This window comes from Arthrobacter sp. ASL1, assembly GCF_056680475.1.
On sequence record NZ_CM155284.1, the window covers coordinates 2237893 to 2249970 of the forward strand.

The 12078-nt window shown below is 69.0% G+C and carries 12 protein-coding genes; 8 read left to right on the top strand and 4 right to left on the bottom strand.

Going from position 1 to position 12078, the window contains the following annotated elements:
* Window positions 1–13: 13 nt before the first annotated feature.
* Window positions 14–508 carry an NUDIX domain-containing protein gene (locus AC1MEQ_RS10575; protein ID WP_479790532.1) on the top strand — a complete coding sequence of 165 codons (495 nt, stop codon included), beginning with the start codon at window positions 14–16 and terminating at the stop codon, window positions 506–508.
* On the opposite strand, the gene AC1MEQ_RS10580 is transcribed toward AC1MEQ_RS10575, so the two are convergent.
* Genes AC1MEQ_RS10580 through AC1MEQ_RS10595 form a run of 4 tightly spaced genes read right to left on the bottom strand, consistent with a single transcriptional unit; the run spans window position 496 to window position 2915 of the window.
* Window positions 496–1383 (bottom strand): spermidine synthase, encoded by an 888-nt coding sequence (locus AC1MEQ_RS10580; RefSeq protein ID WP_479790534.1) that lies wholly within the window; start codon window positions 1381–1383, stop codon window positions 496–498. The two genes, AC1MEQ_RS10575 and AC1MEQ_RS10580, sit on opposite strands and share 13 nt — an antisense overlap.
* Window positions 1376–1894 carry an N-acetyltransferase family protein gene (locus AC1MEQ_RS10585; protein WP_479790536.1) on the bottom strand — a complete coding sequence of 173 codons (519 nt, stop codon included), beginning with the start codon at window positions 1892–1894 and terminating at the stop codon, window positions 1376–1378. Before AC1MEQ_RS10585 ends, AC1MEQ_RS10580 begins: the two co-directional genes overlap by 8 nt.
* A 34-nt stretch (window positions 1895–1928) precedes the next feature.
* The gene (locus AC1MEQ_RS10590) at window positions 1929–2603 is read right to left on the bottom strand and encodes an O-methyltransferase (protein ID WP_479790538.1); all 675 of its coding nucleotides are present in this window, start codon (window positions 2601–2603) and stop codon (window positions 1929–1931) included.
* Window positions 2604–2606: 3 nt separating this feature from the next.
* The gene (locus AC1MEQ_RS10595) at window positions 2607–2915 is read right to left on the bottom strand and encodes a thiamine-binding protein (protein ID WP_479790540.1); all 309 of its coding nucleotides are present in this window, start codon (window positions 2913–2915) and stop codon (window positions 2607–2609) included.
* Between the two features lie 130 nt (window positions 2916–3045).
* Between AC1MEQ_RS10595 and AC1MEQ_RS10600 the strand changes: the two genes are divergently transcribed.
* From AC1MEQ_RS10600 to AC1MEQ_RS10630, 7 genes are all read left to right on the top strand, one after another.
* On the top strand, window positions 3046–4464 hold the full coding sequence (locus tag AC1MEQ_RS10600) for an amino acid permease (protein ID WP_479790542.1): 1419 nt from the start codon (window positions 3046–3048) through the stop codon (window positions 4462–4464).
* 142 nt (window positions 4465–4606) lie between these two features.
* Window positions 4607–5731, top strand: coding sequence for an ABC transporter permease (locus AC1MEQ_RS10605; RefSeq protein WP_479790544.1), 1125 nt, complete (start codon window positions 4607–4609; stop codon window positions 5729–5731).
* A gap of 68 nt (window positions 5732–5799) precedes the next feature.
* Complete coding sequence (locus AC1MEQ_RS10610; RefSeq protein WP_479790546.1) at window positions 5800–6534, top strand: ABC transporter ATP-binding protein; 735 nt, start codon at window positions 5800–5802, stop codon at window positions 6532–6534.
* A 114-nt stretch (window positions 6535–6648) separates the two neighbouring features.
* Entirely contained in the window at window positions 6649–8721 is a 2073-nt protein-coding gene (gene pta, locus AC1MEQ_RS10615) for a phosphate acetyltransferase (RefSeq protein WP_479790548.1), read from the top strand.
* 20 nt (window positions 8722–8741) lie between these two features.
* On the top strand, window positions 8742–9872 hold the full coding sequence (locus tag AC1MEQ_RS10620; protein ID WP_479790550.1) for an acetate/propionate family kinase: 1131 nt from the start codon (window positions 8742–8744) through the stop codon (window positions 9870–9872).
* 48 nt (window positions 9873–9920) lie between these two features.
* A complete protein-coding gene (locus tag AC1MEQ_RS10625) occupies window positions 9921–11642 on the top strand; it encodes a dipeptide ABC transporter ATP-binding protein (protein WP_479790552.1) in 1722 nt (573 codons plus the stop codon).
* A gap of 13 nt (window positions 11643–11655) precedes the next feature.
* Window positions 11656–12075, top strand: a complete 420-nt coding sequence (locus AC1MEQ_RS10630) for a hypothetical protein (RefSeq protein WP_479790554.1) — start codon at window positions 11656–11658, stop codon at window positions 12073–12075.
* The last annotated feature ends 3 nt before the right edge of the window (window positions 12076–12078 follow it).

A 12078-nucleotide genomic window follows, 5' to 3' on the forward strand; every position in this document is an offset into this window, starting at 1 on the left:
CTACAGTGGCCGCATGGGACATGTCGGGTCGTATCTGTGGCGGCTCCGCCAGCTCGTGGGACCGCAGCTGCTGCTCCTTCCGGGCGCGCAGGTCATCGCCCTGGACGACGACGGCCGGGCCCTCTTCCAGCGCCGGGCCGACACCGGGGACTGGGAGTTCCCGGGAGGCGGGGCCGAACCGGGCCAGGATTTCCGGGGGGTGGCCGTGGCCGAACTCGCCGAGGAGACGGGCCTGCAGGCCGAGCCCTCGGAGCTCATCGCGTTCGCGACGTTGTCCGATCCCGCCGACCACGAGCTGGAGTACCCCAACGGGGACAAGGTGCACGCCTTCTCCCTGTGCTTCGTCTGGCCACGCGCCGCCGGATCGCTCCGGGCCGAGGCATCCGAGGTCAGCGAGCTCGGCTTCCACCGGCTGGATGACCCGCCGCACCCCATGAGCCGTGCGGCGCACCGCGTGCTGGAGCTCTACCGCGAGTACGTGCGCACGGGCGTCTTTCAGGCGTCCTGAGGGCCCGCCGGCTCCTCGATCACCGCTGCGGTCCCGGCGAAGGAGCGGACCCGGGCATCGTCCCAGTGCTGGGCCGGCACCGCCCCGCCGAGCAGTTCGCGCAGCATGCCCGGTCCGGCGGGGATGGGTGCGTTCGAACCGGCAATGACCATGTTCCCGTAGCGGCGGCCCTTGAGCATCGCGGGGTCCGCGACGATGGCGGTGTGGGCGAAGACGGTGCCGATGGTCGCCGCTTCCCGCCGGGCGGTCTCCAGTTTCGGGGTGTCCCCGCAGTTCACGACGTAGAGCCCATCGTCGGCCAGCACGCGGGCGGCCTCGCGGGTGAACGTGACGGTGGTCAGGTCCGCCGGGGTCTTGTCCCCGGCGAAGACGTCGCGGATGAGCAGGTCCCGGGTGTCGTCGGTCAGCGAGCGCAGGACCTGTCCGGCCTCGCCGGTGCGCAGGCGCAGCAAGGGAGCGCGGGGCAGGTCGAACCAGCCCCTGACGAGTTCGGCCAGCCGCCCGTCGAGTTCGACGACGACCTGGCGGGAGTCCGGGAAGGTGGCCGCGGCCCAGCGGGCCATCGAGCAGGCTCCACCACCCAGGTGCAGGGCGCGCAGGCGCCGGGGACCGCCGTCGTGCATCACCGGGAAGCGCGCGGTGACCAGGGCGGCCATCCACCGCATGTACTCGAAGTCCAGGCGCAGCGGGTCGGCAAGGTCAACGTGGGAGGACGGGACGCCGTTGACCTTCAGGATCCAGCCATCGTCGTCGTAGGGATCGCGTTCAAGCGTGGCGGTGCCGGTGTCGATCGGGTAGTCGCCGGCCACCGGGCCGGTGTCCGCTGCGGTTGCCGGGGTCGGGCCGGGGGATTTGCGGTTGCGGGACTTAGCCACGGGGCGCCGGCCGGACCATACGGACCTCGTACAGGCCGCCCCAGACCTCTGACAGTTCCTCGCGGGTGCCATCGAGCTCGAAGCCGTGCTTGCGGTAGAAGGCCAGCGCGCGCGGGTTGTGTTCGAGGACCCAGAGCGCAGCGGGCAGGGTGCCGATGGCCGCCTGCATCAGCCGCTCCCCCAGGCCGGTCCCGTACGCCTCGGACAGGATGTAGAGCATCTGCAGTTCGGCGCTGGCACCGGTGGCTGCGTCCTCGTCGAGGACGGGGGCCCCGCCGGCGCAGCCGACGATCCGCCCTCCGGGGTCGGTGGCGATCCAGAGTTCGGCCCCGGCGGCCAGGCCACGCGTCCACCAGTCGATCTGGGTCTCACGGCGGGACGCCTCGAGCTCGAAGAAGGATTCGGGGCGCTGCTGGCCGTAGGTTTCGCGCCAGGCGTCGAGTTTCATCGCCAGCGTCGCGGGGATGTCCTCGACGGTGGCCAGGCGGACGATGTAGTCGGGGGTGCTCACCCCACCAGCGTACTGGGGTGCGGCGCCGGTGGAGTCAGCGGACGACGGCGAGCGCGAACCCGTCCCAGCCCTTGGCGCCGGTGGTCTGCAGGGCGGTGGCGTCCAGCCGGGGATCGCCGCCGAGGATGTCCAAAACCTCACGCGTCCCGTTGGTGGCCCGGCCCTCCTCGGTGGATGCGTCGCCGGGGTGCAGGACCGTGCCGTTGCGCACGACGTTGTCCACGATGATGATCGAGCCGGAGCGGGTCAGCTCCAGGGATGCGAGCACGTAGTGGGGGTTGTTTTCCTTGTCGGCGTCGATGAACACCAGATCGTAGGGTTCGGCGTCCTCCCGGCGCAGCGCGGCCAGCGTGTCGCGGGCGGCACCGATCCGGATGTCCACACGGTCCCCCACCCCGGCGGCGTCGAGGTTTCGGCGGGCCACCTCGGCGTGGAGGGGCACGAATTCGCAGGTCGTCACGTGGCCGTCCGGGCCGACACCCTCGGCGAGCCAGCTGGTGCTGTAGCCGCCCAGCGTGCCGACCTCCAGGACGCGGCGGGCCGCGGAGATGCGGGCGAGCAGCTTCAGCAGCTTGCCCTGTCCGGCGCTGATCTCGATCTGCGGCAGGCCGGCGGCGTGCGCTGCGGCCCGGCCGTCGGCGAGCGCCGGTGGTTCTTGGACGACGGTGCCGAGCAGGTACTCGTCGACCTGGGCTGGTTCGGGGGCCATGGCTCAGTCCCCCATCCGTTCCAGTGCCTTCTGCAGGCGGTCGACCTTGCCGGTCAGCTCGCCGGTATGGCCGGGGCGGATATCGGCCTTGAGGACCAGCGAGACGCGGTTGCCGTACGCGGCGACGGCCTCGGTTGCCCGCTTCACCACGTCCATCACCTCGTCCCAGTCCCCCTCGATCTCGGTGAACATCGAGGAGGTGCTGTTCGGCAGCCCGGAGTCCCGGACGACCTTCACGGCGGCGGCCACGGCGTCGTGGACTGACCCGTCGGTGTTGGGCATGTTGGTGGAAACTGAAAAGGCGACGATCATGCCTTCAGCGTGCCACCCGGACCCCCACTTGTCACCACCGCAATTGTGTTTGATCGCACACCATGTGCCAGAGTAGATGCGGCCCGCCGACACCGCGGACCATCCCACACGCCGCGACCCAGGCAGGACCATGCAAGCAACGACCACGAAAACCGCGCCGAAAAGCGGGAGCCAGCTCAACCGCAAGCTCTCGCTGCGCCACATCCGCTTCATCGCCCTCGGATCGGCGATTGGCACGGGCCTGTTCTATGGTTCGGCCGAAACCATCCAGGCGGCCGGTCCAGCGGTCCTGCTGGCGTACATCGTCGCCGGCTGCGTGGTCTTCACGGTCATGCGCGCCCTGGGTGAACTGGCGGTCCGGCACCCGGTCGCGGGGTCCTTTGCCCAGTATGCGAACCGCTACATCCACCCGCGGGTCGGGTTCCTCGCCGGCTGGACGTTCGCCTTTGAGATGATCGTCGTGGCGATCGCCGACATGACCGCCGTCGGCCAATACATGGGCATGTGGTACCCCAACGCTCCCGGCTGGATCTGGATGCTGGCGGCCATGCTGCTCATCGGCGGGTTGAACCTGCTGCGGGTCAGCGTGTTTGGCGAACTCGAATTCTGGTTCACGCTGACCAAGATCGTGACCATCATCGCCATGATCGTCGGCGGCCTGTACCTCATCGTCTTCGGCGTCACCGTCGGCGGCTACCAGCCGGGCCTGCACAACCTCGTGGATTACGGCGGGTTCGCCCCGTTCGGCGTCTGGGGGATCGTCATGAGCCTGGGCATCGTCGTCTTCTCCTTCGGCGGCATCGAGACCCTGGGCATGACGGCCGGGGAGACCGGGGACCCCGCCACCGCCATCCCCAAGGCCGTGAACACGGTGCCGATGCGCATCCTGATCTTCTACGTGCTCTCGCTGGGCGTCATGCTGTGCATGTTCCCCTGGAACGAGATCGGTTCGGAGGGCAGCCCGTTCGTGCAGGTCTTCGCCGGGCTGGGCATCCCCGCGGCCGAGCACATCATCAATGCCGTGGTGCTGACCGCGGCGCTGTCCGCGATGAACTCCATCTTCTACGCCGCCACCCGGACGATGTACGGGCTCGCCGAGCAGGGCCAGGCGCCGGCCGCCTTCGGCCGGGTCTCCCGCAATGGCATCCCCATCTGGCCGGTCGGGGTTGTCGCCGCCTGCCTGCTGGTGGGGTTGGGCCTGTACTTCTGGATCCCGGACCAGCTCTTCCTCATCGTCGCCTCCATCGCCACGTTCGCCACGGTGTTCACCTGGGGAGTCATCCTGCTGGCCCACCACCGGATGCGCCTGGAACTGCGGGCCGCCGGCAAAAAGCCGGGCAAGTACGTCATGCCCTTCTGGCCGGTGCTGAGCTACCTCGGACTGGCCTTCATGGCGTTCATCGTCGTCATCCTGGGTTTCAGCGAGTCCGGGCGGACCGCCCTCGTCGTCGGCGTCGTGTGGCTTGTCCTGCTGCTCATCGCCTACCAGTTCGTCGGCGCGGATGGCCGCAGGAAGATCGACCTGCAGACGGCCGACAGCACGTCCTGACGGCAGCGACGGCAGCGGGGGCAGGGGGTGACGGCCCCCACCCCCCAGGATCAACCGATCGGTTGATGGAGCGGATCCGGCATCGCGGGATGGTGGATACAGGAGCCAAACGGCTCGTGTTTTCCCCCCGAAAGAAGTCACCGTGTTCCTTGCCATTCGAGATATCCGCTTCGCCAAGGGCAGGTTTGCCCTCATGGGCGGCGTTGTCGCCCTGATCACCCTGCTGCTGGTCATGCTCTCCGGCCTGACAGCCGGCCTCGGTGACCAGTCGACCTCATCCATTTCCCAGCTGGGCGCCGTCCAGGGGGACGGCACCACAAAGCCGGTGGATACCATCGCATTCGGCGCGAGCGGCACGGCGGACCCGAAGGAATCCTTCACCGAAAGCTCCATCACGGCCGGACAGGTCAGCGACTGGGCCCGGCAGGACGGCGTCGCACGCGCCGAGGCCCTGGGCATCGGCCAGACCCGCCTCCAGGCCGGGGACGCCGAGCACGCCGGCGGGACCACCAATGTGGCGGTCTTCGGAGTCGCCCCCGCCGGCCAGCTAGCCCCCGCACCGGTGGACGAGAAAACGGTGGTGCTCAGCACGACGGCGGCGGAGGACCTCTCCGTCACCACCGGTGACACGGTGACCCTGGGCGGGACCGAACTGACCGTCGGGAAGATCGTCGCCGACCAGTGGTACTCGCACACCAGCGTCGTCTGGACCGCACTTCCCACCTGGTCCAAGGTCGCCCACCTCTCCGACCCCGACCAGGTCGGCACCGTCGCAGCGATCACCTACCAGGACGGCGCCACGGTCGACGAGGCAGCCGCCAACCAGGCAGCCCACACCGTGAGCACCTCACGCACCGGATCCTTCCAGGCCCTGGGCTCCTACAAGAGCGAGAACGGATCCCTGCTGATGATGCAGGCGTTCCTGTACGGCATCTCGGCGCTGGTCATCGTCGCCTTCCTCACCGTGTGGACCGTCCAACGCACCCGCGACATCGCCGTGCTGAAGGCACTGGGCGGGTCCAGCCGCTACATCCTGCGCGATGCCATCACCCAGGCGGCCATGGTCCTGCTCGTCGGGGCGGGGATCGGAGGCACCGTGGGCATCGCCGGCGGCTTCTTCGCCGCCCAGGCCGCGCCGTTCCTGGTGAACCTGCAGACCACACTGCTGCCGATCATCGGCATCATCGTGCTGGGTCTGGCCGGATCTGCCCTCGCCGTCCGGCGCACCGCCAAGGTCGATGCACTCATCGCCCTCGGCGGGAACTAACGGTACTGACCGCTCCCCCGCACTGGCGCGCCGCCTCCCCCTCCCTGCTCTGTAAGAAGGACACCACCATGACCACCACTTCCAACGCCCCCACCTCAACCTCCACCCGCAACGCCTCGGCCCTGAGCCTGGTCAACGTCACCCTCGAATACCCGGATGGCGACGGCATCGTCAAGGCCCTGGACTCCGTCGACCTCACCGTGGAGCCCGGTCAGATGGTCTCCCTCGTCGGCCCCTCGGGTTCGGGCAAGTCAAGCCTGCTGGCCACCGCCGCCACGCTCGTGCGCCCCACCCACGGCGTCGTCCTGATCGGTGGCGTCGACGCGACCGGCCTGGCCGACAAGGACCTCACCACGCTGCGACGCGAGAAGATCGGCATCATCTTCCAGCAGCCGAACCTGCTGGCCTCGCTGACCGCCACCGAGCAACTCGTCATCGTGGACCACCTGCGCGGCAAGTCCCTCCAGGAGGCGCGGGCCAAGGCCGCCGGACTCCTGGACATGGTCGGGCTCGGTGCCGATGCCGGCAAGCGCCCGCACCAACTCTCCGGGGGCCAGCGCCAGCGCGTGAACATCGCCCGCGCCTTGATGGGCGACCCCACGGTGCTGCTGGTCGACGAGCCCACCGCGGCCCTGGACCACGACCGCTCCGATTCGATCGTGCGCCTGCTGCGCCGGGTGACGGACGAGTTCCAGGTCGCCACCGTCATGGTCACCCACGACACCGAGTTCGTCCCCCTCACGGACGCCGTGGCGACCATGCGGGACGGCCACCTCACGGCGCCGGTCCCGGCCACCGCCTGACACCGCCTGATCACTCCCCGAGGCCCCCGGCCACATGTGACCGGGGTCCTCGGCGTCCCGCGGCCCGGCGTGGCACGATAGATGGGGAACAGCGACCGGCTTCGAAGGAGACCCATGGCCCGCGGCATCTACGTCAGTGCGTCCACCCCGGCCAGCGGAAAGTCGCTGGTCACCCTCGGCCTGGCGGACCTGCTGCACCGGCACGCGGACCGGATCGGCTTCTTCCGCCCCATCACCGATGGCCCCGACGTGGACACCGATCCGGCGGTGGCCCTGATCCGCGACCTCTTCAACCTGGACGACACACATGTCGGCGTGGCCATGACCCGGGCCCAGGCCCGCGAACTGATCGTCGCCGGCAAGATCGACGAGATCCACTCCCGGTCCCTGGAGGCCTACAGCCGGATCGCGCGGGACGTCGACGTCGTCATCGTCGAGGGCACCGACCTCACCGACCACGACGCCGCCCTGGAATTCGGCCTCAACGCCCAGCTGGCCAACCACCTCGGCTGCCACGTCGTCGGAGTCGTCAACGCCGCCGGGCACACGGTGACCGAGGCGGTGGACGCCGTCGACGTGGCCCGCAAGGGGTTCTACGAGGAAAACGTCTCCCTGCTCTCAATGATCGTCAACCGGGCCGATCCGGAACTGGCCGAGGCCATCCGCGAGTCGGTCCGCCCCGGGCTGCAACACCGCAAGGTCTACGTGCTGCCGGAAATCGACGAGATCGTCAGGCCCACCGTCGGGGAAGTCAGTGCCGCGCTCGGCGCCCAGCTGGTCGCCGGGGCACCCGAACTGGACCGGGACGTCCGGCACGTCCTGGTCGCCGCCATGAACGTGGGCTACCTGCTGGAGCGCTACCGCGACGACTCCCTGGTCATCGCCCCGGCCGACCGCTCCGACGTCATGGCCACCGCAGTGGCGACCTCCCGCACCCCCGGCTTCCCGACCACCGCCGGCCTGCTGCTCACCGGTCCACGCCCCGTCGAGGACTCCATCCTGCCGCTGCTGGCCGCCGCCCCCTTCCCCGTCTTCACCGTCCCGGAGGACACCTATTCGACGGCGCACCGCGTCTGGGAGGTCTCCGGCACCCTGACCGCCGGGCAGCCCCGCAAGACCGCCGCCGCCCTGGGCGCCTGGTACCGCGACGTCGATGAGGACGAGCTGCTCGCCCGTGTCTCCCTGCCGGCCCCGGAGACCATGACGCCGCTGCGCTTCCTGCACCAGCTCGTCGAACGCGCCCGGTCCTCACGCCAGCGCATCGTGCTGCCCGAGGGCGAGGACCTGCGCATCCTGCGGGCAGCCGAGATCATCAACCGCCGCGGCATCTGCGACCTGGTCATCCTCGGCGACACCCACGAGGTCCGCGAACTGGCCGCAGCCCACGGCATCGACCTGAACGGCATCCCCGTCACGAACCCCGCCCGCAGTGACCTGCTGGACGGCTTCGCCGCGGAATACGCGAAACTGCGCGCCCACAAGGGCATCACCCTCGAAGCGGCACGCGAACGCATGCTCGACCGGTCCTACTTCGCGACCATGATGGTCCATCTGGGCCACGTCGACGGCATGGTCTCCGGTGCCGCCCACACCACGGCGAACACCATCCGCCCCTCGCTGGAATTCATCAAGACCCGCCCCGGCGTCGCCGTCGTCTCCTCGGTCTTCCTGATGCTCATGGAGGACCGGGTGCTGGTCTACGGTGACTGCGCGGTGAACCCGGAACCGGATTCGGCCCAGCTCGCCGACATCGCCATCGCCTCGGCGCAGACGGCCCGGCAGTTCGGCGTCGAACCGCGCGTCGCTATGCTCTCCTACTCGACCGGCACCTCCGGATCCGGCGGTTCCGTCGACGACGTCCGCGCCGCCACCGAACTGGTGCGCGGGCGCGATCCGGAGCTGGCGGTGGACGGTCCCATCCAGTACGACGCCGCCGTCGACGCGTCCATCGGCGCCTCCAAGCTGCCCGGATCCTCGGTGGCCGGACAGGCGACGGTGTTCATCTTCCCCGACCTGAACACCGGCAACAACACCTACAAGGCCGTCCAGCAATCCGCCGGAGCCGTCGCCGTCGGGCCCGTGCTGCAGGGCCTGAACAAGCCGGTCAACGACCTTTCCCGTGGCTGCACGGTGGACGACATCGTCAACACCGTGGCCATCACCGCCATCCAGGCCCAGGAAGACTAGAAGACCTAGGAGTCACCCACATGCTCGTACTCGTCATCAACTCGGGGTCGTCGTCGCTGAAGTACCAGGTCCGCGAGACCACCACCGAGGAAGTCCTGCTCTCCGGCCTGGTCGAACGCATCGGCGAGTCCGAGGTTCCCGACCACGCCGCCGCCCTGGAGACCGTGGAGGAGCACCTGCACCCCGTCCTGGGCGAGCGCGAGATCGAGGCGGTCGGCCACCGGGTCGTCCACGGCGGCGAGCGTTTCACCGCCCCGGTGCTCATCACCCACGAGATCGTCCGCGAGATCGAACGCCTCGCCCCCCTGGCGCCCCTGCACAACCCGGCAGCGGCCCTGGGCATCCGCGCCCTGCTGGACAAATGGCCCAAGCTCCCCCAGGTGGCGGTCTTCGACACCGCCTTCCACCGCACCATGCCCGAATACGCCTGGCGCTACGCCGTCCCGGACGACCTGTACAAGAAGCACGGCGTGCGCCGGTACGGATTCCACGGAACCAGCCATGACTACGTCGCCGGGCGGGCCGCCGAGCTGCTGGGAATCGACCGCAGCCGCTTCCGCGCCGTCATCGCCCACCTGGGCAACGGCGCCTCCGTCACCGCGATCCGCGATGGCAAGAGCGTCGACACCTCCATGGGCTACACCCCGCTCGAGGGCCTGGTCATGGGCACCCGCTCCGGGGACCTCGACGCCTCGATCGTCACCCAGCTGGTCATCCGCGGCGAATACACGGCCGAGGAGATGGACCGCATCCTCAACAAGGACTCCGGGCTCAAGGGCCTCTCCGGCGAGAACGACATGCGCACGGTCGTCGAAGCCGCCGCGGAGGGGCACGACGGCGCCGAGCTGGCTTTGGAGGTCGCCTCCTACCGGTTGCAGAAGTACATCGGCGGCTACCACGTCGCCGTCGGCGGGGCCCAGGCCATCATCTTCACCGCAGGCATCGGGGAAAACTCCTGGCCGTTCCGCAAACGCGTGGTCGACGGGCTCGGCGCCTTGGGTGTCACGCTCGACGAGATGTCCAACGTCGAGCGCAGCAAGGAACCCCGCATCATCTCGGCTCCCGATTCGGCGATCCCCGTCCTCGTGGTCCCGACGGACGAGGAATCGGAGATCGCCCGGGCCACCGAGGCGCTCGCCCTGGCCGGATAAGTGCCGTCGCGGCGTGCCAAGCACCCATCGATAAGGCAGGATGGGACTATGACGCACGACACACCCGAGTTCAGCGATTCCGACCCCCAAACTGAGGGGGACGCACCGCTTTTGCAGATCACCGACCTGGCCATCGACTTCAGCACCTTGACTGGTCCGGTGAAGGCCGTCGAGGGGGCCAACCTCAGCCTGCAGGCCGGCAAGACGCTCGCCATCGTCGGGGAATCCGGTTCGGGAAAGTCCACCACGGCCATGGCCGCGATCGGACTGCTGGCAGGAAACGGCAAGGTCGTCGGCGGGAGCATCAAATTCGACGGACAGGAACTCGTCGGGCTTCCCGAGGCCAAGATGCGTTCCATCCGGGGCCGGCAGATCGGCCTGGTTCCGCAGGATCCCATGTCCAACCTGAACCCGGTGTCGAAGATCGGCCAGCAGGTCGCCGAGACGCTGCTCGTCCACGGGATGGCGACCCGGAAAAACGTCGACGCCCAAGTCGTTGCCACCTTGGAGGCGGCAGGAATCCCCGACGCCAAATTGCGCGCCAAGCAGTACCCGCACGAGTTCTCCGGCGGCCTGCGCCAGCGCGCGCTGATCGCCATCGGCCTGGCCTGCAGGCCACGGCTGCTCATCGCCGATGAGCCCACTTCCGCCTTGGACGTGACCGTCCAGCAGACCATCCTGGACCAGATCGACCGGATGACCGCCGAGCTGGGGACATCGGTCCTGCTGATCACGCACGACCTGGGGCTGGCCGCCGAGCGTGCCTCCGATCTGGTGGTCATGCACCGCGGCAAGGTCGTGGAGTCCGGCCCGGCGCGCCAGCTCCTCGAGGACCCGCAGCATCCCTATACCCAGTCGCTGGTCAAGGCCGCCCCCTCGGTGGCCGTTGCACGCCTCAGCCCGGGAGCCTTTACCGCAGACGCGTCCGAACGGGCCGGGAAGGCCACCGAAGCGGCCGCAGGCGATGCCCCGACGGACAACATCGTGGAGATCCGCGACCTGACCAAGGCCTACAAGCGCCGCGGGTCCAAGGAGGATTTCTTTGCGGCACGCAACGTCACCCTGGACATCCCGCGTGGTTCCACCGTGGCCATTGTCGGCGAGTCCGGTTCGGGCAAGACGACGACGGCGCGCATGCTGCTCAAGCTCATCGAGCCGACCCGCGGCACCATGCTCTTCGACGGCAAGGACGTGGCCACGCTGAACCGGGACGATCTGCGTGATTTCCGGCAGCGGGTCCAACCGGTCTTCCAGGACCCCTATTCGTCGCTGAACCCGATGTTCACCGTGGGTCGGATCATCGAGGAACCGCTGAGCACCTACAAGCGGGGAAACTCCGCCGAACGCAACGCCCGCGTCCACGAACTCATGGACCAGGTGTCGCTGCCGCATTCGATGCTGCGCCGCTACCCGGCGGAGCTGTCCGGTGGCCAGCGCCAGCGCGTGGCCATCGCCCGGGCCCTGGCCCTGAAGCCGGAGCTGATCGTGTGCGACGAACCGGTCTCGGCGCTGGACGTCCTCGTGCAGGCCCAGATCCTCGAGCTGCTCGGCGAACTGCAGGCCGACCTCGGCTTGAGCTACCTGTTCATCTCGCACGACCTCGCCGTCGTCCGCCTGATCTCCGACTTCGTCTGCGTGATGAAGGACGGCGAACTCGTGGAGGCGGCCACCAGCGAGGAGATCTTCACGAACCCCCGCCACCCCTACACCCGCAAGCTGCTCGCCTCGATCCCCGGCAACGAGCTGGAAATCGATCCGGACGCCGCCTAAGGAGGCGAACGCCATGCCGTCCTGGCTCGACCACCCCCGGTCACCGGACGAGGGCGATGAGAACGATGACAGGAGCCAGTCCTCCGGCTCGGCCGGGGGAATCGGCGCGGGCGGGCAGGGCTGCACGCCCGACGGCCAACCCGACGCCGGCGAGGACCACTATGCCAACGGGTCCTCCGAATTCCACGGCGCCGGCGCGGTCCCGGAGGGCTTCGGTTTCCGCACTGGCATGCGCAGCGCCCGCACCGTGTTGGGCTTCGCCTGGTTCGTGCTGATCATGGCGACCTTGCTGCTGACGATGGGCGCGATCATCTTCATCGGCCAGTCCGCCTGGGTCCCCCTCGTGCTGCTCTGCCTGCTCGAGTTGGGCTTCATCGCCGTGTTCTTCGTCCTGGTGAACCTGGCGCGCCAGCGCCGCAACCAGCCCGACTGAGCC

Coding starts and splice junctions, on each gene's coding strand:
- AC1MEQ_RS10590 (WP_479790538.1), bottom strand. CDS start 2,603: ATGGCCCCCGAACCAGCCCAGGTCGACGAGTACCTGCTCGGCACCGTC.
- AC1MEQ_RS10600 (WP_479790542.1), top strand. CDS start 3,046: ATGCAAGCAACGACCACGAAAACCGCGCCGAAAAGCGGGAGCCAGCTC.
- AC1MEQ_RS10610 (WP_479790546.1), top strand. CDS start 5,800: ATGACCACCACTTCCAACGCCCCCACCTCAACCTCCACCCGCAACGCC.
- AC1MEQ_RS10630 (WP_479790554.1), top strand. CDS start 11,656: ATGCCGTCCTGGCTCGACCACCCCCGGTCACCGGACGAGGGCGATGAG.
- AC1MEQ_RS10625 (WP_479790552.1), top strand. CDS start 9,921: ATGACGCACGACACACCCGAGTTCAGCGATTCCGACCCCCAAACTGAG.
- AC1MEQ_RS10575 (WP_479790532.1), top strand. CDS start 14: ATGGGACATGTCGGGTCGTATCTGTGGCGGCTCCGCCAGCTCGTGGGA.
- AC1MEQ_RS10620 (WP_479790550.1), top strand. CDS start 8,742: ATGCTCGTACTCGTCATCAACTCGGGGTCGTCGTCGCTGAAGTACCAG.
- pta (WP_479790548.1), top strand. CDS start 6,649: ATGGCCCGCGGCATCTACGTCAGTGCGTCCACCCCGGCCAGCGGAAAG.
- AC1MEQ_RS10595 (WP_479790540.1), bottom strand. CDS start 2,915: ATGATCGTCGCCTTTTCAGTTTCCACCAACATGCCCAACACCGACGGG.